The following is a 24,243-nucleotide window of genomic DNA, read 5'->3' as shown; positions in this document are numbered from 1 at the left end:
ACATGCAGGTTCTGCAGGTGGGACCCGTCCGGATATTCAGGACATATTTCGGATCATCTGGTTGATGACCCTGAAAAACACGGCGAGATCCTGAGAAGATATTCCGGAGGTCAGACGATCTTCGGTTTCTTCCAGACTCTGGTGGATCAGTTCCTGATACTGCATGGCTTTTTCAGTAGCGACAATGCGTTTTAGGCGGGCATCATAAGGAACTGCCTCCCGGTAGATCAGTCCGCTTTTTTCCATATCCTTTAAGAGCTTTGTGGCGGTCGGTGGTCTGAGACTGTACTCCTCTTCGATATCTTTCTGGAAGACATCACATTCCTGCCCGCGCGCCAGAATAAAATGAAGCGTTTTTCCTTGCGTGCCGCTTAAGGTATCATGAAAAGAAAAGGTACTGAAGTGCCTGCGGATCAGGTTGGAGAGCATTCCCACACTGCGTCCAACGGTTTCTTTCATAGATCAAGTTCCCCCTTATACCCACCACCCAAAAGAGGTGGGAGTCTTCTCGACAGAGATAAAAAGCTGTGATTTGATCGTCTGCCGGATACTTAGCAAACTAAATTATTAGCTTGCTAAGTATAATAAGGCTTTTGTGGGGGAATGTCAATGGGAAAATTGTGAAGAAATTGTGATCGATGATGAAAAAGCTGAGGTTTGCGGAAGAAAGTGGGGACAGCTTAAGAATTCCATGGACGTCACGATGGGGATAGGATGAATGTGAATAATGAAATGATAGAATTGGGCTAAAGTTTTGTGCAAGTATACAAAATTGGTGTTTTGTGGAAAAAAGTACTTACGAAGCGATATAAAAATATTGTATACTGCGTTCACATAGAGATTGAGAACGCAGTGAGATGTACACGAAAAGAGCAGTGGAGTCGCAACGAGTTTTGTTGGCTTCGCTGTTTTTTTCTGTCATATGTCCGGAAGGAATGGTCAGAGACGGTTCTTATGTCCACGGCGTTTTCACAGGAATTTACAGGTTGAAAAAGGAGAAGATGTATGCCAAGAAATAAGAGAGAAAGTCTGATCTACACAGTATTAATGTGTTTTACCATGGTGCTCTGGATGAGCATCTACAACGTAACACTTCACATGGGAGCGTTAAACCTCACAACGATCCGCGAGGCCTGGATCGGATTCCCGATCGCCTATGTGTTTGCAATGTGCATGGACTGGTTCGTGGTTTCCGGACCGGCGAAGGGATTCGCGTTCCGTTTTCTTGTAAAGCCGGAGAGTCCGGTACTCCACAAGGTGATCGCGGTTTCCTGCTCCATGGTGGTTCCGATGGTTATCATCATGTCCCTCTACGGTGCCCTTGAGGGCTGCGTAAAGAGCAGAAACTTCGGCCCTCTGCTGATCATCTGGCTCACGAATATCCCAAAGAATTTTGTAATGGCGCTGCCGTTCCAGCTCATCGTCGCAGGACCGCTTGTCCGCAAGGTGTTCCGTGGCGCATTTCCGGAAGGGACTGTGTTAGCGTAAGAATTCAGAAAAGAAAGCTGCGGTACAAATTGCAGCGTAGATAAGAAAAAGCCGTCTGGTCTTTCTCTGTGATAGGATTATGAACCTATGGGAGAGAAAGCTCAGGCGGCTTTTTCGTATAGAAAATTCAACATAAAAAATTCGATTTAGCCTAATTTGTAAAGTGATAATCTGAATAAGAAAGTATAATTGTACTATGTACAGTTATGTGATATGATAAAAAGAATAAACGGAAACGCTAAGGAAGAAGAGATATAAAAAAATATGTACTGTATAGCAAGGTGAAAGCGAGGTGTTACAATGACTATAGAAGAAATTCTTGCAGGAGAATCGAAAAATGTAGAGTACAAAGAGAACTTGCCTGAGAAAAGCATTAAATATATGAAATCGGTGGTTGCTTTTGCAAATGGAACCGGAGGAAAGATCATTTTCGGAATTGCGGATAAAACCAGAGAAGTTATCGGCTTTGACAATGAAGATGTGTTCAAGAAAATGGATGCCATTGCCAATGCTGTATCAGACAGTTGTGAACCGGTAATCATCCCGGATATTACTTTACAGACGATTGATGGTAAGACTGTTATTGTGGTAGAGATTTCTGAGGGCAGACAGCGACCATATTATATCAAAGCTCTTGGAAGAGATTGTGGTGTATATGTCCGAGTTGCTGGAACTACTCGCCTTGCTGATGAGTACATGATAAAGGAATTACTGTTTGAGGGTAGCAACCGTTACTATGATCAGACTTTGTGCCCCGGGCTGAATATCACAGACGAAGATATCGAAGCTCTTTGCAAAGCAATGAAGGAGCAGGCAGTTAAGAATGCCCATAATGAGGAACAGAAAGCATCCATCAAAGATGTTGGCAGACAGCAGCTGCGTTCCTGGGGAGTTCTGATCGAGCGCGATGGAAAAGATTATCCGTCTAATGCTTTTGCTATTTTGACCGGCAACGGTGGACTTCATGTTACAACGCAATGTGGCGTATTTAAAGGTACAACGAAAGCGGTATTTGTTGACCGCAGAGAATATACCGGACCGCTTTGGGAGCAGATAGATGAAGCATTTCAGTTTGTCCTGAGAAATATTCATCTGGGTGCTACCATTGTAGGAATTTATCGGCAGGATATTTATGAGATTCCACCGGATGCCATTCGTGAGTTGATTATCAATGCCATGGTGCATCGCAGTTACCTGGATCATGGTACGATACAGGTTGCGGTATATGACAACCGGTTGGAAATTACTTCTCCGGGAAAACTGCCAATGGGACAAACTATGGAGCGTATGAAAGAGGGTTATTCCAAAATCAGAAATGAAGCTCTCGCTCATGCATTTGCTTATATGAACCTGATCGAGCATTGGGGAAGCGGCATTCCAAGAATTATTGATAGAATAAAATCTGCTGGATTGCGAGAGCCAGAGTTTATTGGTGGTGAAGTTGATTTGCGTATTAATATTTATCGGGGGCAGATTGATACAAATAGCGCCATGATTAACGCCAACAATATTGAAAATGGCGTTAATGGCGTTGAAAATGGCGCTGATAGTACCAGAAATGGCACTAATGGCGTTGAAGTACCGCTTAATAAGGAACACGCACAGGTAGAAAAGTTGTTGCAGATTATAGAGAAAAAGCCGTTTGCGACGCAGGCATATTATGCAGAGAAAATCGGTGTGTCAAAAAGAACGATTTCTCGAATGTTCGCTTCTTTGCAGGAAAAGGGTGTATTGGTACAGAATGGAACAAAGAGAAAAGCAAATTGGATAATTCAAAAACCTTTATAGTGCGTTATATGTAGCAGATTAGAAAAAAGCCGTCTGTGCTCTCTATGATAGGATATGACCTATTGAGCATAAGCGGCTTTTTTATATTATTTATGCTTTATTTTTTTCTGTCAGGAATGACACAAACCGGAAATGTTTATCCAGAATATTTCCGATCATGCCGATGACCTTACCCATTGTAAATGCGGCAAGGATTGTTCCGATTCCAAGACCTTTGATATGACCGAGGAAGAAGAAGGTCAGTCCAGCTGTCACGGCGAGGCAGGTTACGTCAAAGGTGATTTTGACTTTTGAGTAAGCGACGTTGAGGATCGGGGATACTTCTCTCGGGAACAGGTCTGTCGGGACGATCGGGAGTCCGCAGCGGTTGGAGAGGGCGATTCCGAGACAGAGAACCAGGTAGCTCACGATAAAGTAGACGATCTGGTATCCGAGTCCCATCGCAAGTCCTGCGAGAGCTGCCTTGTAGACATCTAACATTTTACTGAAAGCAAAGCCTACGACAAAGCTGAACAGGTATGTTGGAACAAACTTTTTCCGTAAGATCATGAGGGCAGCTACGAGAATCCCCTGAAAGATATAAGTCCAGGTTCCGAGCGTCAGAGCCGGGAAGGATTCAGAAAAAGCGTACGGAACGCTGGAGATCGCCGAAATTCCGGCGCCGGAGTCCAGCATTAAGACAACACCAAAACTGTTGATCAAAATCACAATAAGAAGAGCAAGTTCACCGCGCCAGACAGGGCGCTTATCAGTTCGTTCATTTGTATTCATGTCACATCTCCTGTAAGCTTATATTATGTCAAAATCGAACGTTTACCATTGTAGCGTGCTAAAACAAGATGTGCAAGTCCTTTTCTTCAGCTGGTCAGCCCCTGCGCAGAGAGGAACTTAGCATGTACTGCCTGTGTTCTGCAAACAGACTCCCTAATACGGAGAAAACTTAGGTACCGATTGTTTGATGAAGGAAACAGGCAACCGCCTTTCCTACATTCCGCCAGTACACAGCGCAGGGAAGACCTGGGGCACGAACCGCCTGGGTGAAGGGAGCTGGCTTCCTCTTGGCTCGCCGGAGAATGCGTTGGAGGACATGTGCCACTTGTCTGAGCGAAGCGAGTTGTGGCACATGTCCTCCGTCCTTAGCATTCTTCGGCAAGCTTAGAGGAACCCTCCCGCAATCCCTCAAGTGTCCGCGCCCCGGGTCCTCCCTGCGCGTACCTCTCGCCAAATTATTCAGTATAGGAATACGGCTTCACCGCCGCCTGATCCGACCTATGTTCCCCAATGATCTTCTCCATCCAGATCATATCATACCACCGGTTAAACTTATACCCGCAGTTCTCAAAAGTCCCGCAAAGACGGAATCCAAGGTGCTCATGGAACTGGGCACTGTTCTTATTTAAATACTCGTTCTCAACCTTCGGGTATCCGATGCAGGCATAAAGATTCAGAACTCCCATGTCTTTGAGCCGCTCAGCCAGAGCTTCATAGAGTTTTCTGCCAAGCCCGCATTTCTTTGCATTGTGATCCAGATAGATCGTGAGCTCACTGGCCCAGTCGTAGGCGGCGCGGCCGACGAAAGCATGGGCGTAGGCGTAGCCTTCGATCCTGCCGTCACGTTCGATGACGAGATAAGGATATTTTTTCATGATATCGATCATGCGGTTCTCAAATTCTTCAAGGGAAGGAACATCGTATTCAAAGGTGATCACGGTGTTTTCTACATAATAGGTGTAGATATCAAGGATTCTCGGAGCGTCGGATAATTTTGCGTTTCTTACGGTGATGTTGGTTTCCATGTTGGGACCTCCTTCGTGAGATGTATAAATTGAAATCAGTGTACTACCAGTGGGGTGTTAATGTAACAACCCCATTTCTTTGATGAAAATTTATTATTTTATAAAATATGGAATAGGATCAGCTTTGGGTGTGCTATTACCAAAACCAATTACACACCATAGTAAAAAAATAAAAAACAATAAACAAATGATAACATACGCATATATTAGGTATCGAAAAAAAGATGTTTCTTTTTTTCCAATTAATAAAACACAGCAAATGAGAAAGAAGATAACTATAAATCCAATAAAAACCGGATTAAAAAGGAGTGGTGCGATTAAGCGAATGAATCCTGTGATCATTTTGATAATACCTCAATTTATTCAAGATCTATGAGCTGATGTTATCACAACATGAGTAAATGTACAATATGATTTATCTCAGTCGAGAAGCCCCACACCTCTTTTCAGTGTTGAGCCATGGCAAAAATCACCCGTCAAGTCTCACGGACGTTCGACTTGAACACTTGACATTGTGGTAAAGATGCTAATCGATGCTGGAAACTGGCATGGGCGGAATGATTCGGGTTTTGCTGGGCATCACGAGTTTATGGATGGAAAAGAATTTAAATTGACAAGATTCGATTTGGAGCAGTACAATAACGTCAGTTTGTAATAAAGGAGTACGTGATGGATTTTACAAGTTTATTTAATATGCAGGGAATGATGTTCTGCATCCTTGCGCTGGGATGGTATCTCAGGAAGAGCGGGATGATCGATAAGAGCGGGAAGGCGCTGATCAGCAGTCTCGTGATGAATGTGACGCTTCCCGCAAGCATCGTGAAGTCATTCCAGATGGAATTCAGCATGGATATTCTGAAGCTGACGCTGGAAGTGATCGTGATCTCGTTTCTGATCCAGATCTTTTCGAATCTTTTAAGCCGTGTGCTGTATCCGGGCTGGAGTGAGGAGAGAAAAAAGGTTTTGCAGTATGCGACAATCGTCTCAAATGCCGGCATCCTCGGAAATGCCATCGCTGAGGGAATCTTCGGAGATCTGGGAATCATGTATGCGGCGGTCTACACGATTCCGACGAGAATCTTCATGTGGTCGGTGGGGCTCACTTATTTTACGGAGGCGCCGACGAAGAAAGAGCTTTTAAAGAAGGTTGTGACACATCCATGTATCATCGGAATCTTTACCGGCATGGTACTTCTGGTATCCCAGTTCCAGCTTCCCGGATTTGTGAACCAGACAGTCCGGACGGTCGCCGGGGCGAACACGTTCTGCGCGATGCTTCTGATCGGGTGTACGCTCGCGGAAATCCCGTTTAAAGAGGTGTTTACGAGAGAAGTTTATTACTACACGTTTATCAGGCTGTTCCTGATTCCTGTCATCGTTCTGGCGAGCTGCCGCCTGTTTCACATTGATCAGCTGATCACAGCGGTCTGTGTGATCCTGTCCGCGATGCCGGCAGCGAGCACGAGCGTTGTTCTCGCAGTCAAATATGGAAAAGACGACCGCCTTGCAACGAAGATCGTTGTCTTTTCGACGGTCGTCTCACTGATCACACTTCCGGTCTGGTGCTATATTCTTACGGTGTGACGCAGGAATTTTCTCCGGCAGGACCGGAGAGATAGTACCAGAGGTTCATTCGGATAAATTCATACATGTTGAGCCGGAAATCACGTTTTTTATAGGGGATTCCGGCTATTTTCATAGCCTCCAGCATAACTGGATTGGAGTGGCAGCTTCCACATAGACCGGCAGCGTGGTACAGGACGGAGAGGAAGACTTCGCTGGCATCATGGGAGCTAAGGCCGAGACGGACTTCCATGAGCCTGACAAAGGCATCACGGTGTGCATGGTAGCTTGTTTTGAAGCTGGCAAGGCGGCATGCAGTAACATGGACCTCGATGATCGTACAGAGGATATCGCTGTAGCGGAGATAGTCACGGTGCGCGTTCAGGACATCTGCCCAGGCAGCAGCCCATTGATCCGGGGTAAATGGTTTCTCATTGGGAAATGCTGCGAGCAGATCGTCAAAATAGGACTGCATTTTATCGGAGCAGATCTCAAGATAGATCTCTTCCTTCGTCGTTACATATTTATAAAGGTTTGCCCGCGTCCAGGACAGCTTTCCGGCAATGGTGGAGAGGGTGATCTCCTGGTAGGGGACAGAGCAGAAGAGCTCGTCCGCCGCGGCCTTGATTTCTGCCATCCTGGCCTGTTTCTGTTCTTCACTTCGCGCTCGCACGAAATCTGTCATGGAATTCACCTCCTGAAGGTCTGATGTAGTTCCCGGCGATCAATAGGATCCGGTCGGCCGGTAGAAATCTGAAAGTTAGTTTAAACTGACCGCAGATAGTATGCTATCATCATTATAATTGATTTTCATTCGCTTGACAAGGGAGTGGGCGTATGCTATCATCAAAATAAGTTACAAGATGTTACTTAATGCAGCAGCGGCCGTTGCCGGACCGTGAAAAGTGGACGACGGATCAGCCGGAGAAAAGGCAGGAGTATGATTGGGACGCAGCAGTGAAGACATTCACCGCCTGTGCCGGATCTATTCAGAAAAGGAGAACAGCATGGATAAGATAAAAAAGAATTTTGGTTTCGGATGTATGCGTTTCCCTATGATCGGGGAAGAGATCGATGAGGCGCAGGTTTCCCAGATGGTGGATTATTTTCTGGATCAGGGATTCAACTACTTTGATACGGCTCACGGCTACATCGGTGAGAGAAGTGAGCTTGCGGTCAAAAACTGCCTGACGAGCCGTTATCCGAGGGAGAGCTACATTCTTACAAATAAGCTGACGGCCGCTTATTTTGGGAAGGAAGAGGACATCCGCCCGTTTTTTGAGTCACAGCTGGAGCGCTGCGGTGTAGACTATTTTGATTTCTATCTGATGCATTCCCAGGGAATGGGAAACTATCCGAAGTTTAAGGAATGCCATGCGTATGAGACGGCTTTAACCTTTAAGGAAGAGGGTAAAATCCGCCACTTTGGAATTTCTTTCCATGACCGCGCGGAGGTCCTTGAGCAGATCTTAACGGAGTATCCGCAGATCGAAGTCGTCCAGATCCAGTTTAACTATGCGGACTTCGACGATCCGGCAGTTCAGGCCGGGAAATGCTATGAGATCTGCAGAAAGCATGGAAAACAGGTGATCGTTATGGAACCGGTCCGCGGCGGAAGTCTTGCTAATCTTCCGGATGATGCGAAGGCAGTTTTTGAGGAGCTTCACGGCGGCAGTCCGGCTACCTACGCGATCCGTTACGCGGCGGGATTTCCGGGTATCATGATGGTCCTTTCCGGAATGAGCAGTCTGGAGCAGATGAAGGAAAATGTGAGTTTCATGAAGGACTTCAGGCCCCTTGACGAGAGGGAGATGAAGGCGGTCGAGAAGGTGCGCGAGATCTTCCGCGGAAAGAACCTGATCCCGTGTACCGGATGCCGCTATTGTGTCGACGGATGTCCGAAGAAGATTTCGATCCCGGATCTGTTTGCGTGCATGAACGCGAAGAAGATCTACCAGAATACGAATTCAAATGTCTATTATAGGGTCCATACACGAAACAACGGAAAAGCGTCGGATTGTATCAAGTGCGGAAAGTGCGAGAAGGTATGTCCGCAGCATCTTGAGATTCGCAAGCTGCTCTGTGATGTTGCGGATGTATTTGATGTGAAGGCGTAAAAAGAAGGAGAATGGGACAGGATGGAATTTCTAAGACTGGAAGAGAATCTGATCGATCTGGTGAAGGAGCAGCAGGCGAAGCTGGGATTCCGGCCGGAAGTGATACGGCTTTATTATCCGGTGTCCACGCTGAACCACTTTTTCGGGAGTGAGGATACGGCGGAGAAGATGAAGGTGCGTCTGAACGGTCTTGGGGCGCATATGAAGGAGACATTGGGAGAAGTCCGCGTGACGGTGAAGGGAGACCGGTTCTGCTTTCTGATTCCGGAGACCGGAAGTGTCTATGTGCATGAGCAGATGAAAGGGCGGGAATTTATTCAGGATCTGGTGGATCTCGTCGGGACGCATGGATGCAGCCTTGAGGAGATCAGAGAACTTTTCCGTCAGTGGTCCAGCCGGTGTTTGAGAAGATCGAAGATGGAGATTTCGACTGGGCCTTCCACTTTGCGGATGGGATTCCGGACCGGTATTATTACTGCTTTAAGGACGAGGGCTGTCATCTGATCTACCACCGGTTTTTGCCGGAGGATTACGCGGAATTACAGTAGTTGTAAAAAAAGAATGTCGCGAACAACGAGCCAAAGTCCGCGCTTGCGCGAGACCTTGGCGACTGTCGCGATAACAAGGGGAAACTCGCGAAGCGTGTTTCCCCTTGTTAGGTTAAAAATCTGTCGTTGCCGCGCCCGGCAGATGATATAAGGTTAGCTGATGGCTGTGGAGAGATCAAGCTCTGCAGCTATTTTTTTCAGGGTCTCGGCGGATTCCCGGAGTTTTTCTGCTTCATCTGCGTCCAGTGAGATCGGAACGTGGGTCTCGATCCCGTTGAGTCCCACGATCGCCGGCATGCTGAGGGAGATGCCGCTGATCCCGTATTCTCCATGCATCATGGAGGAGATCGGGAGAATGGAGCGTTCGTTTCGGATGATGCATTCGCAGATCCGTTTGACGCTCATGGCGATCCCGTAGTAGGTGGCCTGTTTTTTGGAGATAATGTCGTAGGCGCTGTTTTTTACCTCTTCAGCGATGCGGTCCATGGCGGCATCATGGTTATAGTGGCCGCGCATCTCACAGAAGGTGTTTAACGGGATTCCGGATACGTTGGTACTGCTCCACGCGGCGATCTCGCTGTCACCATGTTCACCGATGATGAAGGAGTGGACGCTGCGGCTGTCGACACCTAAATGTTCACTTAAGGCATATTTTAAGCGGGCAGTGTCTAAGACCGTGCCGGAACCGATGACACGGTTTTCCGGGAAGCCGGAGAGCTTCAGGGCCGTGTAGGTCAGGATGTCTACCGGGTTGGAGACGATGAGGAGAATGCCCTGAAAGCCGCGTCTGGAGATCTCCGGAATGATGCTTTTATAGATGGCTACGTTTTTATGGACGAGATCCAATCTTGTTTCGCCTGGTTTCTGATTGGCACCGGCGGTGATGATAATGATGGCGGAGTCGGCGATGTCATCGTAGGTTCCGGCATAGATCTTCATCTGACCGGCGAAGGGGATCCCGTGGGCGATATCCTTTGCCTCGCCGTCGGCTTTCGCTTCGTTGGCGTCTAAAAGGACAAGCTCGGAGAAGAGGCGGCTCTGCATAAGAGTGAAGGCAGTGGCGGAGCCAACGAAACCGCAGCCGATGATCGCTGCTTTTCTTGGATTGATGGTCTGAGTCATATGGGGTACCTCCTGTATTTGCAAAATTGTGTTGGTTTGGTAACTGTTCAGTAGGTCTGCGCACTCGCTGCGCTGACCGTAATAAAACACAGGCTTGAAGGCAAAAATCCCATCGGCGAAGCCGATTTGGAATGGATTTTTGCATGTAACTGTGAGGCACTGAACAGTTACGTGGTTTGCTATGCGATGGGCTTAGTATAGCATAACCAAAATAAAATGTATGTTGTGGATACAACGAAAATGGAAGAAATTGTTAAAAAAATAACAGAAGGTCAAAGCTTAAAATTTACTCGTTGTAGGAACCGGTCGTGATCGTATATTTGCCAGTACCCTGCACAAATACAGTGCCGTCTGTGCCGGCGATCGTCACGCTTTTGCCGTCATCGCCTGTGATGGAGCCGTTACAGGTGAGGGAGGTGACGGTGCTGTTTCCGGTTACGGTCCAGGCGGAGAGGGCGTCGATCGTGACATTGCAGGTTCCGTTACCGCCGTCACCGGCGTTTGTCTCGTCCTGAAGGATGGAACCTGTCAAGATGGTGCCGTTTGTGAGCTTCAGATCCAGATTACTGATGCTGTCCCAGAGGATGTTGCCGCTCATTTCCTGGGAATCTGCGGTAAAGGTGCAGTCGGCACCATTATTTCCGGACTGGCCCCAGCCGCGTTTGTTGGCATTTCCTGTGCATTTTAAGAAAAAGTTATTGGACGGGGAGTAGGTGATGTCCACATTCTTAAGATAGAAGGAACTCTCCGTGTTTGTCGTATAAAAGAGGCCGCCGTTTAAGGAGGTCAGGCTGCCACCGTCCATGGAAAATTTGCTTTCGCCGACTTCTGAGTCACCGGACATGCTCTGATAGAGGATGACGGTCCAGTCGCAGTCATTCTGTTCATTTTCCGGAATGTTTCCGGAGAGAGAGCAGTTTGTGAGAGAGAGGGAGTTCAGACCCTCGATGCAGACAGCCTCAGAGTTTTCAGCAGTGAGCGCCGCGTTGTTGACGGTAATGTCGGCGGTACAGTAGACTGCCGGGGAGCCGGTTCCCCTGGAGGTGTAGGTTCCGCCATCGACGGTTATGGTACCGCCGCCGCGGTCGCTCCGGATCGCTGCGGAGGATTCACCGTTTGTCTCAACGGTGAGGTTCGTGGCAGTGAGTGTGCCGCCCCCTGCCACATGGATACCGCCGGAGGTATCCTGTTTTGTGGTGATGGTGGTGTCGGATACGGTGACTTTGCCGTTGCCGTAGCTGAAGACACCTGCACCGCCTTTTGCATCGGTAGTGATGGTGCCGCCGGTCAGTGTCAGGCTGCCGTTGGCGGCAAGTGCTGCGGCACCGGTTCCGTAAAAGCTGGAATTATCGCCTCCGGTGCTGTCGGAGGAATTGCAGTCCATCGTGAAATTTTTTAAGGTGACGTTCGCGCCGTCGGTGACGAGAACTGCGCTCTCATCAGCTCCTGTGGAGGTGTAGGTCTTCCCATCCTCCTCGGTATCGGTGGAGTAGCTTGAGACTGCCGTATAGGATGTCGGAGCTGCGTTCTGTCCGCCCGGGTCTCCCGGACCTCCGTTTCCGCCGTCCGGCGGTGCCTGTTTTCCATCCAGGCTTCCCTGAGCCCCATCCGGCGGATTTCCGGGTTTATCGGAGTTTTCTCCCGGAGCGCCGTCCGGTTTGTCAGCCGGAGCGGAGTCGGACGTTTCGATCACCCGCGCGGTGGCAGCGGTGGAGTCAGCAGCTTTTTGACTGCATCCTCCGACTATAAGAGTACCTGCAAGAACCATGCAGAATAATGCCTGTTTTTTCATGATATCATATCCTTTCTGTTTTTCGTCAACTCCCAAAATGCCACCGCGCTGGCTGCCGCCACATTCAGCGAATCTACCCCATGGGCCATCGGGATCATGACCGTATGATCGCACCCGCCGATGGTTGCGGAGGCGAGGCCGTCCCCTTCGGTTCCTAAGATCACGGCGAGTTTTTCGGCATCAAGAAGCTTCGGATCATCAATGGAAACGGAATCTTCCTTCAGTGCCATGGCAGCCGTCTGAAATCCCAAAGATCGGAGTGTTTCAAGTCCGCCGCAGGAGAGATCCGCGTTTTTCGGAAAAAAGGTCCACGGGATCTGGAAGACAGTTCCCATGCTGACTCTGGCAGCTCTCCGGTAGAGGGGATCGCTGCAGCCGGAGGTCAGGAGTACCGCGTCCATTCCAAGGGCCGCGGCAGAGCGGAAGATCGCCCCGATATTTGTGGGATTCATGACATTCTCAAGGACAGCGATCCGGTGTTTTCCCTCACAGATCTCCGCCACAGACGGCAGGCTCTTTCGCTTCATGGCGCAGAGCAGGCCGCGGGTTAAGGCAAAGCCGGTGAGATTTGTCAGGAGATCGAATTTCGCGGTGTACACAGGAAGCTCCGGGTAAGCAAAAAAGAGCTTCGGGATCAGGTCGTCGGCCTGTTTTTCTTCGATGAGGACAGCGAGCGGTTCATACCCGGCATTGAGGGCGCGCTCGATCACATTTGGGCTTTCTGCGATGAAGATCCCCGGTTTCGGTTCATTGATATGGAAAAGCTGGGACTCGGAATATCTGGAAAAAAGATCGAGTTCCGGTGCTGTGAGATCAGTGATTTTTTTGATCTGCGGCATAAGAAAAGTCTCCTTTGGTTTTCATAAGATCAGGGACCGTTCCGTCACTTGACATCCCTGGTCATACATGATACGATTATTTTAGTTACAATGTGTCACTTAAACGACAAAAGTCCGTACTATGCGGACAATACCTAAAGCATATGAAGGACGAATGGTCTGATACTGAGGGAGGAAATGGCATGGGATTAGTCCGGAAAAGGGCAGGAGCCGGTAGTGGGAAGAAGGATGGGAATCTGACAGAAGGTCCGATCGGACGAGGACTTTTCAGGTTTATGATCCCGATCTTTTTAGGACAGCTTTTACAGCAGCTTTACAATATGGCGGATGCCTGGGTCGTCGGAAATTTCGCGAGCAATGATGCCTTCGCGGCGGTGAGCTTATCATCAAATGTGAATATGTCGGTGATCACGTTTTTTGCCGGGATCGCTGTGGGCGGCGGTGTCGTAATCTCGAAATATTTCGGGGCACAGGATGAGGAAAAATTACGGTGCGCGGTGCACACAAACTTTCTTCTGGGAATCGTGTTCTCGGTTTTCGCGACGCTCATCGGTTTGCTTTTTGTTCCGATCCTTCTCGGCTGGCTCAACACGCCGGACAGCGTGATGGTGGAGGCGAGACTGTACTTCGGAATCTATTTTGCCGGTGTCTCCACCGTCATCATGTACAATATATGCATGAACATCATGAGGGCAGTGGGGGACAGTGTCCATCCCCTGTATTATCTGATCTTTTCTTCTATAGTGAATATGATCCTGGATCTGATCTTTGTGGCGGGATTTCAGTGGAGTGCCGCAGGCGCTGCTGTTGCCACGGTGATCGCCCAGGGATTGAGTGTTTTATTATGCATGATCCGCATGGTGAAGGATGGAGGGGCTGCGACGATCCATTTTAAGGAGCTTCGCTTCAACGGCTCCATGATCCGTCAGGTGATCACACAGGGACTTCCGACGGGACTCCAGAACTCCGTGATCAGTGTCGGAAATCTTGTGGTCCAGTCAAACATCAATACCTTCGGAGCTTTTGCAATCTCCGGACAGGGGGCCTTCGCGAAGCTTGAGGGGATTGCCTTTCTTCCGATCATGAGCATGTCCATGGCGCTGACAACCTTTGTGAGCCAGAATCTCGGTGCCGGGAAAGCGGATCGCGCGAAGAAAGGTTCCGTGATGGGTGTGGCGTTCGGAATGGCGATGGCGGAGCTTGTAGGAATCTGTCTTTTTATCTGGGTTCCGATCCTGCTTCGGATCTTTGTGGATGTGCCGGAAGCGATCGAATTCGGAACGATCCACGGAAGAACGGTTGCCTTGTTTTTCTTTCTGCTGGCGTTTTCCAACTGCGCGACGGGAGTACTCCGCGGCGTGGGAAAATCCATTGTCCCGATGTTTACGATGCTGATCTGCTGGTGCGGTATCCGCGTGCTCTACGTGACGATCGCGATCCGGATCATTCCCGTCTTCCGGACGATCTCCTCAGCGTACCCGCTGACGTGGACGCTGAGTTCGATCATCTTTATCGTGTTCCTGCTTCGGATGGACTGGGACGCGCGGGTTTAGATCTCTTTTCCACGCTCATTGATCACAAGTGCCATGATCTCAAGCGGCTCATCAAAAGGATTTTTGATCGCGTGGCTCTGGCCAACCTCGATGACACAGACATCGCCCGGGTGGATCTCGGTCTCGGTGTGATCGTTGTCCTCAAAGATTCCCTTTCCCTTGAGAACGTAGTACGGCTCGGTGTTTTCCACATGCTGGTGGAATCCGATGCTGGCGTGGGCCGGGATGATCACGTGGGCGTACATGGACGCGTGTCCCATGAGCTCATCCTTGTTTAAGATATGACGGATCTCGATCGTTCCGTCGCCTCCGCGCAGATTTGGAACAAAAGCAGTTTCAGTGTTTCTGACCATCGTGTGAACCTCCATGAATCTTAATAGTCTGCAACCGTCCGGCAGGCCGGCGCATTTTCAGCGCCGACCTGCCGTTTCATTGCGGTGTGATTTAAATATTATACTGCATATTCAGGAAAAGAACAACGATTAACCGAGAGAGTGGAAGAAATCTGCAGCTTTATCGACTTTTTTCATCAGATGGTCGAACATTTCTGGCGTCAGGGACTGGGCACCGTCGCAGAGGGCCTTCTCAGGGTTATTGTGGACCTCGATCATGAGACCATCGGCTCCGGCTGCGATAGCTGCCATGGCAAGCGGCTCCACCATGAAGCGGATGCCTGCCGCATGGCTCGGGTCGACGATGACCGGAAGATGGGTCTTTTTCTTTAACATCGGGATCGCGGAGATATCCAGCGTATTTCTGTAGGAAGTCTCAAAGGTGCGGATGCCGCGTTCGCAGAGGATGACTTTTTCATTTCCGCCTGCCATGATGTACTCCGCACTCATCAGAAGCTCGTCTAAGGAGTTTGCAAGACCGCGTTTTAAGAGGATCGGCTTGTCGATCTTTCCAAGGACCTTCAAAAGCTCGAAGTTCTGCATGTTTCTTGCGCCGACCTGTATGATGTCAACGTCGTCAAAGAGCGGAAGATGCTCCGCGCTCATGATCTCTGTGACTACCGGGAGACCGGTGGCTTTCTTTGCCTCTAAGAGAAGGTCAAGACCCTGCTCGTGAAGACCCTGGAACGCATACGGGGAAGTTCTCGGTTTGAAAGCACCGCCGCGGAGGAAGGCTGCGCCGGAACGCTTTACGTCCTCAGCAACCTCTGTGATCTGTTCCTTTGTCTCGATGGAGCAGGGGCCTGCGATGACCTGAAAGCTGCCGCCGCCGATCTTTCTGCCGCAGACATCGATGACTGTGTCGTCCGGGTGCATGGAGCGGTTTGCCTTCTTATACGGCTCACGGATCCTGCGGACATCCTCAACGACGTCGTTGGCCTTTAACCAGTCTTCATGGATCCGGCTTGTGTCACCGATGAGACCGATGAGGGATGCCTCGGTTCCTTCGGAGAGATGGAGCTTAAATCCCTGATTTACAAGCTCTGTCTTTAAATTCTCTACTTTCTCTTTGTTGGCATTTCTCTTTAAAATAATGATCATAATCCTATTCTCCTTTATATGACAGGTTTAGGTTGGGTTTGCTTTATAAAAACGCTCTGGAAAATGGATATTCCTGTATTCGGCTGGTACCGTAGCCGAAAAACAGGAACTGTTTCATGCATACGTTTGAGGGTATCCGGAAACAAAAAAGCCGGTGTCTGCTGCAATCGCAAACACCGGCTCCGCATTTTCTTTTACGTTTCCGAAGGATCTAAAGACCTTCGGTCGGAGAGGGTTGTTTTTTGCAGCAGAAACAGTCCGCGCAGTAATAATAGCCCGGAAAATAATAAAAAGAATAGGATGCAAAGAGATTCATCATCTGGTTCTTCATATCTGCTGTTCTCCTCTCTGAAGATTACCGCCGGATTCATTCTCTCCGGCTGCTGAAGCTATCATAGCGCTGTCGGGCGGATTTGTCAACAGAAAAATTCAATAAGTTGAAGTTTTACGCTTTTATGCAATAAAGAGAATTCCTGCTATTCCAAAGTGACTGAATTCGCAATGATCTCCACACACCGCTCGATCCCGAGCGTGCCGCTGTTTAAGCAGAGGTCATAGTTCTTCGGTTTGCCCCATTCATTTCCGCTGTAATACTGGTAGTAATCCCGGCGCTTTGCGTCCACAGCGCGGATGCGGCTTTCAAGCTTTTTAAGATCCTCCGGCTCCTTCTCAAGTCCCTGGATCCGCTCCACACGCTTTTTGAAGCTGGAGCAGATAAAGATGCGGAAAGCGTCCTCGACGATCACATCGGAGCATCTGCCAATGATCACGCAGGGACCGTTTGCGGCAAGCCGCTGGATGATCTTCGACTGGATCACGAAGAGCTGGTCGGAGACCGGGACTTCGTATACAGGTGAGAAAGGATCCACAGTGGCATAATCATCGTAGTTGATCCGTTTCTGACCGGCGATCACTTCATCGTTCGCATGAAAAAGATCTTCCGAGATATTGCTGTCCTCGGCCGCCATGGCGATGAGTTCTTTATCGTAAAAAGGAATGCCGAGTTTTTTTGCGAGACGAAGACCGACCTCGCGGCCTCCGCTGCCGAGCTCGCGGCTGACTGTAATGACTTTGCTCATAATATCTTCCTCCCCTGTACATGATTTTTCTTCTTTTTTCTGCACAGTTTCAGTGCTGTCTGCTAAGAGTATACCATAAAATCCGTCAAAACGTTACATAATTTTCATGGATTCACATATTTGTAAGAAAAAGAATACGGTCCGTGCCAGGCACAGACCGTAACTTCTGATTATTCACTCAAATAAGCCTTCTTAACCTTATCATCATTCATGAGCTGCTTCGCGTCGCCGCTCAAAACGATCTTACCGGTCTCCAGTACATACGCCTGATTTGCGATGGAGAGCGCTTTTTTCGCGTTCTGCTCGACTAAGAGAACCGTCACGCCGTCGCGGTTGATGCTCTGGATGATGTCGAAGACTTCATTTACATAGATCGGAGACAGCCCCATGGACGGCTCGTCGAGAACGATGAGCTTCGGATGGCTCATGAGGGCGCGCCCCATGGCGAGCATCTGCTGCTCACCGCCGGAGAGAGTACCGGCCGGCTGGTTCACACGCTCCTTTAAACGCGGGAAACGCTGATAGATCATATTGAGCGTCGCATCCATCTCTGCCTTATCTTTTCTTGTGTAGGCACCGAGCTTCAGATTCTGGAGAACGGTGAGGGTGGAGAAGACGCGGCGTCCCTCCGGAACATGGGCGATTCCCATGCTGACGAGCTTGTAGCCAGGGACCTTTGTGATGTCGGTTCCTTCGTACATGATATGTCCGGAACGGGCGCTCAAAAGACCCGTCACGGTGTGCAGTGTTGTCGTCTTTCCGGCACCGTTGGCACCGATCAGAGCGACGATCTCTCCCTGATTTACATCGAAGGAGATTCCTTTTAACGCCTGGATCACGCCGTAGTAGACTTCCAGATCTCTTACTTCTAACATTGCCATGATTGTTCTCCTCCTATTCACCGAGATAAGCTTTGATAACTTCCGGATTGCTTAAGACGTCCTGAGTAGGACCTGTGCAGAGGACCTGACCAAAGTTTAAGACGGTAAGACGCTCACAGATACCGCTGACGAGCTTCATGTCGTGCTCGATTAAGAGGATCGTCATTCCGAAATGGTCGCGGACGAAGCGGATCGTCTCCATCAGCTCCGCGGTCTCATTGGGGTTCATGCCGGCAGCCGGCTCATCGAGAAGAAGAAGCTTCGGCTTCGTCGCAAGGGCGCGGGCGATCTCGAGCTTTCTCTGTTTTCCGTAAGGAAGGTTGGAGGCCTTGAAATCACATTCTCCGTCAAGTCCGAATACCTTTAAGAGTTCCATGGCCTTCTCGTCCATCTCTTTTTCCACCTTGTAATACCGCGGAAGGCGGAGAATTCCCTCAAGAGTGGAGTAGGTGTGGTGGTTGTGGAGTCCGGCCTTTACGTTGTCGAGAACGGAGAGGTCCTTAAAAAGGCGGATGTTCTGGAACGTACGGGCGATACCGGCTTTGTTGATGTCGGTAGTGGACTTTCCTGTAAGGTTCTGGCCGTCTAAGAGGATCGTTCCTGTATCCGGCTTGTAAACACCTGTCAGAAGGTTGAAGATCGTGGTCTTTCCGGCACCGTTCGGTCCGATGAGACCGTAGAGCTGGCCTTTTTCAATGTTGATGGCAAAATTGTTGACAGCCTTTAAGCCTCCGAAGGAGATGCTTAATCCTTTTACATTTAACATGTCTGACATTTTAAGCTTCCTCCTTTCCGGAATGGGCAGCATGCTGCGGTTTTAAGCCGCCGAAGATCCGCTTGCGGAGCGTGATGAACTGCGGAGCGGAGTTGAAGAGCATCGCGAGGATCAGGACGATGGCGTAAATCAGCATACGGTAGTTGTTTAAACCTCTTAAAAGCTCCGGGAGCAGGTAGAGGATAACGGTTGAGATCACGGATCCACGGATGCTTCCGATTCCGCCGAGAACTACGTATACAAGGATCATGATGGACATGTTGTAGCCGAAGTTCTTCGGGAGAGCAGTAAGTGTCGTAAGGTTGTGGGCATAGAGAACGCCTGCAACGCCTGCCAGAGCAGCGGAGATGCTGAACGCCAGCAGCTTGTATTTTGTGATGTTGATTCCGATGGACTCAGCGGCGATGCGGTTGTCACGGATGGACATGATCGCGCGGCCGGTTCTGGAATTTACAAGGTTCATGACGATGATCAGTGTGATCAGGACAAGAATGATGCCGATCGTGAAGGTAGCTGCCTGCGGAGTTCCTGTGATCCCCTGAGGACCCTTGATGAGGACTTCGCCGCCGTCCTTTAAGCCTAAGGACATGGAGTCCTTGAAGGAGATATGGAAACCGTCAGCGTCGCGTCCGAGGAATACGGCGTTTACAAGGTTCTTGATGATCTCGCCGAAGGCAAGAGTCACGATGGCGAGATAGTCACCGCGCAGACGCAGGACCGGAATACCGATCAGAATGCCGAAAACGGCAGCGACGGCAGCGCCGACAAAGATGGCGATCACAAGGCTTACAGTTGGATCGATCGTGCCCTTCATGCACTTGGAGAAGAGGGCGCCGGAGAAGGCACCGACACACATAAATCCTGCATGTCCGAGGCTCAGCTCACCGAGGATTCCGACGGTCAGGTTTAAGGAAACCGCCATGATCACGTAGATACAGAAAGGAACGAGGAGTCCCTTTAAAAGGCTGGATACATGTCCGGTGCCCATGAGCACTTCCATGATGATCCAGGCAGCAACGACCATGCCGAGCGTGATCATATTGTTGATAAAGAGTTTCTTTTTTGCTGTACTTTTCATGGGAATCACCTACACTTTCTCGTTCAGTTTTTTGCCCAGGATTCCGGTCGGACGTACTAAGAGGACGATGATCAGGACGGAGAATACGATCGCGTCGGAGAGCTGGGAAGAAATATATGCTTTTGACAGGATCTCAATGATTCCCAGAAGGATTCCGCCGATCAACGCGCCGGGGATGGAACCGATTCCGCCGAATACGGCTGCCACGAAGGCTTTGATGCCGGGCATGGATCCTGTGTAAGGAGTCAGGGACGGATAGGCGGAGCAGAGTAAAACACCGGCCACGGCAGCGAGGGCGGAGCCGATCGCAAATGTGAGCGCGATGGTTCCGTTTACGTTTACCCCCATCAGGGTGGCGGCACCGCGGTCTTCCGATACGGCGAGCATGGCCTGGCCGGCCTTCGTCCTGTTGATAAAGGTGGTAAGTCCGATCATGATCACGATACAGGAAACGATCGTCACGAGAGTCTCACCGGTCACTGTGATGGCACCGTCCGCGAACTTCAGAGCCGGGATCGTTACGACAGAGGTAAAGGACTTTGTGTCGGCTCCGAATAAGAGGAGAGCGATGTTCTGTAATAAGTAGCTGACGCCGATAGCCGTGATCAGGACGGACAGCGGAGAAGCGTCACGCAGCGGTTTGTAGGCGACACGCTCAATGACGATACCGAGCACGGTACACACGATGACAGAAAGGAGAACGCTTAAGAAGACCGGCATTCCCATACTGTGTGTCGTGATAAAGACCACGTAGCTTCCGACCATGATGATATCGCCATGGGCGAAGTTTAACATTTTCGCGATTCCATAGACCATGGTGTATCCAAGCGCGATGATCGCGTAGACACTGCCAAGGCTGATTCCATTGATTAAGTAGTTGATAAAACCCGTCATAAATTTTACACCTCGGTATGTTTTCATTGGCTGTGGGCCAGTTTTTCGGGGAACGGTCTGGAAACATCACAACGCAGGGCCGTGAAAGAAACAAGAGGATTGCCGAAGCGACAATCCTCTTAACATGATGCCATTCTTAAATGATCGATTACATCGCCTGATATGCGCCGTCTACGACTTTGACAGCCTTCGGTGCCTTGTGCGGTTCGCCATCCTCTGTCCACGTCATGTCTTCACCGGTAAGACCATTGACTTTGATCTTTAACATAGCCTCTTTCATCTTATCGCAGGTATCGCTTACAGATGTCTCCGGTGTGATGTCAGCCTCTTCCATGGCAGCTTTGATCGCGTAGATCGCGTCATATGCGTCAGCAGCGAACTGGATCGGAGTCTCGCCATAGTTCTCTTTGTAAGAAGTTACAAATTTCTGGGTAAGCTCATCCTGGGCGTCAGCAGCAAACGGAGTTAAGAGCATTAAACCTTCAGCAAGCTTTGTATCAAAGTTCTCAACCTGAAGGATACCGTCCATACCGTCGCAGCCGAAGAATTTCGGAGCGTAGCCCATGGTGTCAGCCTGCTTGAGGATCAGGGATGCCTCTGTGTAGTAGATCGGAAGGAATACGAGGTCAGCGCCTGCGTCCTTTGCCTTCTGGAGCTGTGTGGAGAAGTCCTTGTTGGAATCTGCTGTGAATGCCTCGGCGTCCACGATCTCAAGACCCTGGTTTGCAGCCTCAGCAGCGAATTTCTCGTAGATACCGCTGGAGTATACATCGGAGCTGTCGTAGATCACTGCGATCTTTTCCGCAAGCTTGTTCTCAGCAATGTAAGTTGCGGATGCAGCACCCTGATCCGGATCTGAGAAGCATACACGGAACACGTTCGGGTTCTGCGCACACTCAACAGAAGAGCCGGACGGTGTGATCTGGAACATATTGTCAGCATTCGTCTTATCTGCAACAGCTACACACGGAGCGGAGGTTACAGTTCCCATGAGAACCTGCATGCCCCAGTCTTTTAATGTGTTGTAGGCATTGACGGATTTCTCGGAGTCGTGCTCGTCATCCTGGAAATTAAACTCGATCTGGTATCCGTTGATACCGCCGTCAGCGTTGATCTCATCAACAGCGATCTGTGCGCCGTTCTTAACTGCGAGACCATATACAGCAGCCGCGCCTGTGACCGGGCCGATACCGCCGATCTTGAATACTTTGTCGGAAGATGCTTCGCTGGAAGCGCCAGCAGCGGCTGTTGTCGCGTCAGCTGCTGCAACGGCAGTTGTCTCGGTTGTGGAAGATGAGCTTCCGCAGGCAGTTAAAGAAGCAGCCATTGCAAGTGCAAGGCTTAAACTTAAAACTCTTTTTTTCATAATTGATTCCTCCTCTGGAACTTGTTATCATGATAACCGTTCAACGCTCTGTTGAGTTGCAGTGAAGCGGTTAAAGATTATTTTGAATTATAGGGAGTTTGTTTCAGAATGTCAAGCAAATTAATTTTTTAACAAAAAAATGTTGCAGTTTGGCCCAGCAGCGCATGGACCGCAACGACCAGAGCTGGTGTGCCTTTGCGGAATGGCGGTTCGGATTGACAAAATGACTCACAGTGGATAAAATTTGACATATCAGGAGCCGGGAAGGGAAAACAACAGGCCCGGATCCACCCGAAAGGAGACGTGTTATGACGCTGACGCAGTTAAAGTATGTGATCACCATCGCGGATACCGGTTCCATGAATGAAGCGGCGAAGCTTCTTTTCATATCCCAGCCCAGCCTTTCGTTGGCGCTCAAGGAGCTGGAAAATGAGATCGGGACAGAGCTTTTTAAGAGAAGCAACCGCGGCGTTGTCCTGACACCGGAAGGACAGGAGTTCTTAGGCTACGCGAGACAGGTAACGGAACAGTATAAGCTGATGGAATCCAGATATATTGAGAAAAAGAACGTGAAGAAGAAATTCGGCGTTTCCATGCAGCATTACACATTCGCGGTAAACGCGTTTATCGAGATGGTAAAGCAGTTCGGTATGGATGAGTACGAGTTCGCGGTCCGGGAGGAGAAGACCTATGAGGTCATTGAGGATGTGAAGACGTTCAGGAGTGAGATCGGGATCCTGTATCTGAACGATTTCAACCGGAAAGTGCTCACAAAGCTTTTCGATGAGTCCGACCTGGAATTCTGCCCGCTTATGGACTGCGGGATCTATGTATATCTCTGGAAAGGCCATCCGTTAGCGAACCAGAAGGAGATCACCATCGAGGAGCTTCAGGAGTATCCGTGTCTTTCCTTTGAACAGGGAAATTACAACTCCTTCTATTTTGCGGAGGAGGTGCTGAGCACTTACAGCTATAAACAGCTGATCAAGGCCAATGACCGGGCGACCTTGTTAAATCTGATGGTAGGCCTTAACGGATATACCCTCTGTTCTGGAATCCTTTGTGATAATTTAAACGGTTCCGATTACTGGGCGGTGAAATTAAAGTCCGACGAGGTCATGACCATCGGATACTTAAAGAGAAAAGGGATCGCCCTGAGCCCGTTGGGACAGAAGTATCTGGAGGAGATCCGGAAATTTGAAGGCATGTAGCATGCTGAATGGCAATAAGAAAAACCTATAACCAGACACATGGTGGATATATTGGACGATGGCGGATCAGACGTGATATGCTGATAAAGATCTGTCAGGGAAAGGATATGCGGACAGATCATAGGAAGAGAAATAGTTTAACCTCTGGTTATGGGAAGCTTAACTGCCGGTTATACGATCTATTATAATAAGGAAGGAACTCGTTCAAATCATGCAAACGGACAGAAAAGAAGCGCTCCGATATCTGGGGCTTGGAAAACATGAACCGGATCCGGAGACGGAACGGCTTTTGGAGGAATGCATCCGGGAAGCGGAACGCGCAGCGGAGTTCAGGCACCTTGTGCGGGAGTATCCGCTCTCTGTGGAAGAGGACGGAACCGTCGATGGCGGCTGCTTCCGGGTAAAGAGCGCAAACTTAAAAAAGAACCTGTCCGGCTGTGATTCCGTGCTTGTGATGGCGGTCACAGTGGGGGCGGAGGTAGACAGACTTCTCGCCCGGTACGGAAAGCTTTCTGTCGCGAAAGCAGTGGTCATGCAGGCCGCTGCCGCCGCAATGGTGGAGGCGTACTGCAATGAACTGAATGCCATGTGGAAAAAGGAGTATCTGGAAAAAGGGCTTTATCTGAGACCAAGATTTTCACCGGGTTACGGAGATTTTCCGCTATCGGCCCAGAAACAGATCCTTGACGGACTGGAGGCAGGAAAGCGGATCGGGATCACACTGACAGAGGGTTATCTGATGATGCCGTCGAAGTCGGTGACGGCGGTGATCGGGGTGAGCCGGGCACCGGCAGCCTGTGTGATCGAGGGTTGCGAGGCGTGCGGAAAGAAAGACTGCGCGTTCAGAAGATAAGTTGAAG

Annotated in this window: 23 protein-coding genes and 1 pseudogene; 9 read left to right on the top strand and 15 right to left on the bottom strand. The window is 49.6% G+C overall.

The genetic code is table 11. The features are described from left to right. Positions 1 to 36: 36 nt before the first annotated feature. Positions 37 to 459 (bottom strand): MarR family winged helix-turn-helix transcriptional regulator, encoded by a 423-nt coding sequence (locus DW826_RS08630; RefSeq protein ID WP_117552510.1) that lies wholly within the window; start codon positions 457 to 459, stop codon positions 37 to 39. Positions 460 to 1,005: 546 nt separating this feature from the next. Here DW826_RS08630 and DW826_RS08625 point away from each other — a divergent pair. Both DW826_RS08625 and DW826_RS08620 read left to right on the top strand, forming a co-directional pair. Continuing rightward, positions 1,006 to 1,488, top strand: a complete 483-nt coding sequence (locus DW826_RS08625; RefSeq protein WP_015554084.1) for a hypothetical protein — start codon at positions 1,006 to 1,008, stop codon at positions 1,486 to 1,488. Positions 1,489 to 1,788: 300 nt separating this feature from the next. After that, positions 1,789 to 3,276 (top strand): RNA-binding domain-containing protein, encoded by a 1,488-nt coding sequence (locus DW826_RS08620; protein ID WP_117552509.1) that lies wholly within the window; start codon positions 1,789 to 1,791, stop codon positions 3,274 to 3,276. 90 nt (positions 3,277 to 3,366) lie between these two features. Here the strand turns inward: DW826_RS08620 and DW826_RS08615 are convergent, their stop codons facing one another. Both DW826_RS08615 and DW826_RS08610 read right to left on the bottom strand, forming a co-directional pair. Then, complete coding sequence (locus DW826_RS08615) at positions 3,367 to 4,047, bottom strand: DUF6198 family protein (protein ID WP_117552508.1); 681 nt, start codon at positions 4,045 to 4,047, stop codon at positions 3,367 to 3,369. A 455-nt stretch (positions 4,048 to 4,502) separates the two neighbouring features. Then, positions 4,503 to 5,072: a GNAT family N-acetyltransferase gene (locus DW826_RS08610; RefSeq protein ID WP_117552507.1), complete on the bottom strand. Its 570-nt coding sequence runs from the start codon at positions 5,070 to 5,072 to the stop codon at positions 4,503 to 4,505. A 669-nt stretch (positions 5,073 to 5,741) separates the two neighbouring features. On the opposite strand from DW826_RS08610, the gene DW826_RS08600 reads away from it, so the two are divergent. Further along, positions 5,742 to 6,656: an AEC family transporter gene (locus DW826_RS08600; RefSeq protein WP_117552505.1), complete on the top strand. Its 915-nt coding sequence runs from the start codon at positions 5,742 to 5,744 to the stop codon at positions 6,654 to 6,656. On the opposite strand, the gene DW826_RS08595 is transcribed toward DW826_RS08600, so the two are convergent. Next, on the bottom strand, positions 6,646 to 7,320 hold the full coding sequence (locus DW826_RS08595; RefSeq protein ID WP_117552504.1) for a TetR/AcrR family transcriptional regulator: 675 nt from the start codon (positions 7,318 to 7,320) through the stop codon (positions 6,646 to 6,648). The two genes, DW826_RS08600 and DW826_RS08595, sit on opposite strands and share 11 nt — an antisense overlap. A gap of 322 nt (positions 7,321 to 7,642) precedes the next feature. On the opposite strand from DW826_RS08595, the gene DW826_RS08590 reads away from it, so the two are divergent. From DW826_RS08590 to DW826_RS18955, 3 genes and pseudogenes are all read left to right on the top strand, one after another. Further along, complete coding sequence (locus DW826_RS08590) at positions 7,643 to 8,752, top strand: aldo/keto reductase (protein WP_117552503.1); 1,110 nt, start codon at positions 7,643 to 7,645, stop codon at positions 8,750 to 8,752. Between the two features lie 21 nt (positions 8,753 to 8,773). Next, positions 8,774 to 9,100, top strand: a pseudogene (locus tag DW826_RS18960) (DUF3877 family protein); the annotation flags it as partial. A 38-nt stretch (positions 9,101 to 9,138) separates the two neighbouring features. Continuing rightward, entirely contained in the window at positions 9,139 to 9,300 is a 162-nt protein-coding gene (locus DW826_RS18955; RefSeq protein WP_347472310.1) for a DUF3877 family protein, read from the top strand. Positions 9,301 to 9,453: 153 nt separating this feature from the next. On the opposite strand, the gene DW826_RS08580 is transcribed toward DW826_RS18955, so the two are convergent. From DW826_RS08580 to DW826_RS08570, 3 genes are all read right to left on the bottom strand, one after another. After that, the gene (locus DW826_RS08580; protein WP_117552502.1) at positions 9,454 to 10,422 is read right to left on the bottom strand and encodes an L-lactate dehydrogenase; all 969 of its coding nucleotides are present in this window, start codon (positions 10,420 to 10,422) and stop codon (positions 9,454 to 9,456) included. Positions 10,423 to 10,708: 286 nt separating this feature from the next. Continuing rightward, the gene (locus DW826_RS08575) at positions 10,709 to 12,214 is read right to left on the bottom strand and encodes a hypothetical protein (protein ID WP_117552501.1); all 1,506 of its coding nucleotides are present in this window, start codon (positions 12,212 to 12,214) and stop codon (positions 10,709 to 10,711) included. Continuing rightward, positions 12,211 to 13,053 carry an RNA methyltransferase gene (locus tag DW826_RS08570; protein ID WP_117552500.1) on the bottom strand — a complete coding sequence of 281 codons (843 nt, stop codon included), beginning with the start codon at positions 13,051 to 13,053 and terminating at the stop codon, positions 12,211 to 12,213. The genes DW826_RS08575 and DW826_RS08570 overlap by 4 nt, the downstream gene beginning before the upstream one ends. 182 nt (positions 13,054 to 13,235) lie before the next feature. Between DW826_RS08570 and DW826_RS08565 the strand changes: the two genes are divergently transcribed. Further along, positions 13,236 to 14,606: an MATE family efflux transporter gene (locus DW826_RS08565; RefSeq protein WP_117552499.1), complete on the top strand. Its 1,371-nt coding sequence runs from the start codon at positions 13,236 to 13,238 to the stop codon at positions 14,604 to 14,606. Here the strand turns inward: DW826_RS08565 and DW826_RS08560 are convergent. The 8 genes from DW826_RS08560 to DW826_RS08525 form a co-directional block, all read right to left on the bottom strand. Next, the gene (locus tag DW826_RS08560) at positions 14,603 to 14,959 is read right to left on the bottom strand and encodes a cupin domain-containing protein (RefSeq protein ID WP_117469330.1); all 357 of its coding nucleotides are present in this window, start codon (positions 14,957 to 14,959) and stop codon (positions 14,603 to 14,605) included. The two genes, DW826_RS08565 and DW826_RS08560, sit on opposite strands and share 4 nt — an antisense overlap. 129 nt (positions 14,960 to 15,088) lie before the next feature. Continuing rightward, a complete protein-coding gene (gene aroF / locus DW826_RS08555) occupies positions 15,089 to 16,099 on the bottom strand; it encodes a 3-deoxy-7-phosphoheptulonate synthase (RefSeq protein WP_117552498.1) in 1,011 nt (336 codons plus the stop codon). 476 nt (positions 16,100 to 16,575) lie between these two features. Continuing rightward, a complete protein-coding gene (locus tag DW826_RS08550; protein WP_021903917.1) occupies positions 16,576 to 17,178 on the bottom strand; it encodes a cytidylate kinase-like family protein in 603 nt (200 codons plus the stop codon). Between the two features lie 170 nt (positions 17,179 to 17,348). Next, positions 17,349 to 18,059, bottom strand: coding sequence for an ABC transporter ATP-binding protein (locus tag DW826_RS08545; protein WP_117552497.1), 711 nt, complete (start codon positions 18,057 to 18,059; stop codon positions 17,349 to 17,351). A 13-nt stretch (positions 18,060 to 18,072) separates the two neighbouring features. Then, entirely contained in the window at positions 18,073 to 18,834 is a 762-nt protein-coding gene (locus tag DW826_RS08540; protein WP_181968029.1) for an ABC transporter ATP-binding protein, read from the bottom strand. 1 nt (position 18,835) lies between these two features. After that, a complete protein-coding gene (locus DW826_RS08535; RefSeq protein WP_117552496.1) occupies positions 18,836 to 19,912 on the bottom strand; it encodes a branched-chain amino acid ABC transporter permease in 1,077 nt (358 codons plus the stop codon). 9 nt (positions 19,913 to 19,921) lie between these two features. Continuing rightward, a complete protein-coding gene (locus DW826_RS08530; protein ID WP_117552495.1) occupies positions 19,922 to 20,806 on the bottom strand; it encodes a branched-chain amino acid ABC transporter permease in 885 nt (294 codons plus the stop codon). A gap of 148 nt (positions 20,807 to 20,954) precedes the next feature. Beyond that, positions 20,955 to 22,172: an ABC transporter substrate-binding protein gene (locus tag DW826_RS08525; protein ID WP_117552494.1), complete on the bottom strand. Its 1,218-nt coding sequence runs from the start codon at positions 22,170 to 22,172 to the stop codon at positions 20,955 to 20,957. 308 nt (positions 22,173 to 22,480) lie between these two features. Here DW826_RS08525 and DW826_RS08520 point away from each other — a divergent pair, with 308 nt between their 5' ends. Both DW826_RS08520 and DW826_RS08515 read left to right on the top strand, forming a co-directional pair. Next, a complete protein-coding gene (locus tag DW826_RS08520; RefSeq protein WP_015554102.1) occupies positions 22,481 to 23,383 on the top strand; it encodes a LysR family transcriptional regulator in 903 nt (300 codons plus the stop codon). A 211-nt stretch (positions 23,384 to 23,594) separates the two neighbouring features. Then, positions 23,595 to 24,236 (top strand): vitamin B12 dependent-methionine synthase activation domain-containing protein, encoded by a 642-nt coding sequence (locus DW826_RS08515; protein ID WP_117513920.1) that lies wholly within the window; start codon positions 23,595 to 23,597, stop codon positions 24,234 to 24,236. Positions 24,237 to 24,243: the final 7 nt, after the last annotated feature.

This window comes from Clostridium sp. AM34-11AC, assembly GCF_003435375.1.
GTDB lineage: Bacteria > Bacillota > Clostridia > Lachnospirales > Lachnospiraceae > Pilosibacter > Pilosibacter fragilis.
Note: the sequence above shows the minus strand (reverse complement) of the source record. Positions and strands in the feature narration are given on the sequence as shown.

Bases quoted from the DNA above. Each gene is read 5' to 3' on its own strand.
- DW826_RS08560 (WP_117469330.1), bottom strand. From the start codon at position 14,959: ATGGTCAGAAACACTGAAACTGCTTTTGTTCCAAATCTGCGCGGAGGC.
- DW826_RS08530 (WP_117552495.1), bottom strand. From the start codon at position 20,806: ATGACGGGTTTTATCAACTACTTAATCAATGGAATCAGCCTTGGCAGT.
- DW826_RS08620 (WP_117552509.1), top strand. From the start codon at position 1,789: ATGACTATAGAAGAAATTCTTGCAGGAGAATCGAAAAATGTAGAGTAC.
- DW826_RS08550 (WP_021903917.1), bottom strand. From the start codon at position 17,178: ATGAGCAAAGTCATTACAGTCAGCCGCGAGCTCGGCAGCGGAGGCCGC.
- DW826_RS08545 (WP_117552497.1), bottom strand. From the start codon at position 18,059: ATGGCAATGTTAGAAGTAAGAGATCTGGAAGTCTACTACGGCGTGATC.
- DW826_RS08580 (WP_117552502.1), bottom strand. From the start codon at position 10,422: ATGACTCAGACCATCAATCCAAGAAAAGCAGCGATCATCGGCTGCGGT.
- DW826_RS08570 (WP_117552500.1), bottom strand. From the start codon at position 13,053: ATGCCGCAGATCAAAAAAATCACTGATCTCACAGCACCGGAACTCGAT.
- DW826_RS08515 (WP_117513920.1), top strand. From the start codon at position 23,595: ATGCAAACGGACAGAAAAGAAGCGCTCCGATATCTGGGGCTTGGAAAA.
- DW826_RS08625 (WP_015554084.1), top strand. From the start codon at position 1,006: ATGCCAAGAAATAAGAGAGAAAGTCTGATCTACACAGTATTAATGTGT.
- DW826_RS08525 (WP_117552494.1), bottom strand. From the start codon at position 22,172: ATGAAAAAAAGAGTTTTAAGTTTAAGCCTTGCACTTGCAATGGCTGCT.
- DW826_RS08540 (WP_181968029.1), bottom strand. From the start codon at position 18,834: ATGTCAGACATGTTAAATGTAAAAGGATTAAGCATCTCCTTCGGAGGC.
- DW826_RS08595 (WP_117552504.1), bottom strand. From the start codon at position 7,320: ATGACAGATTTCGTGCGAGCGCGAAGTGAAGAACAGAAACAGGCCAGG.
- DW826_RS08575 (WP_117552501.1), bottom strand. From the start codon at position 12,214: ATGAAAAAACAGGCATTATTCTGCATGGTTCTTGCAGGTACTCTTATA.
- DW826_RS08520 (WP_015554102.1), top strand. From the start codon at position 22,481: ATGACGCTGACGCAGTTAAAGTATGTGATCACCATCGCGGATACCGGT.
- DW826_RS08535 (WP_117552496.1), bottom strand. From the start codon at position 19,912: ATGAAAAGTACAGCAAAAAAGAAACTCTTTATCAACAATATGATCACG.
- DW826_RS08615 (WP_117552508.1), bottom strand. From the start codon at position 4,047: ATGAATACAAATGAACGAACTGATAAGCGCCCTGTCTGGCGCGGTGAA.
- DW826_RS08630 (WP_117552510.1), bottom strand. From the start codon at position 459: ATGAAAGAAACCGTTGGACGCAGTGTGGGAATGCTCTCCAACCTGATC.
- aroF (WP_117552498.1), bottom strand. From the start codon at position 16,099: ATGATCATTATTTTAAAGAGAAATGCCAACAAAGAGAAAGTAGAGAAT.
- DW826_RS08565 (WP_117552499.1), top strand. From the start codon at position 13,236: ATGGGATTAGTCCGGAAAAGGGCAGGAGCCGGTAGTGGGAAGAAGGAT.
- DW826_RS08600 (WP_117552505.1), top strand. From the start codon at position 5,742: ATGGATTTTACAAGTTTATTTAATATGCAGGGAATGATGTTCTGCATC.
- DW826_RS08590 (WP_117552503.1), top strand. From the start codon at position 7,643: ATGGATAAGATAAAAAAGAATTTTGGTTTCGGATGTATGCGTTTCCCT.
- DW826_RS08610 (WP_117552507.1), bottom strand. From the start codon at position 5,072: ATGGAAACCAACATCACCGTAAGAAACGCAAAATTATCCGACGCTCCG.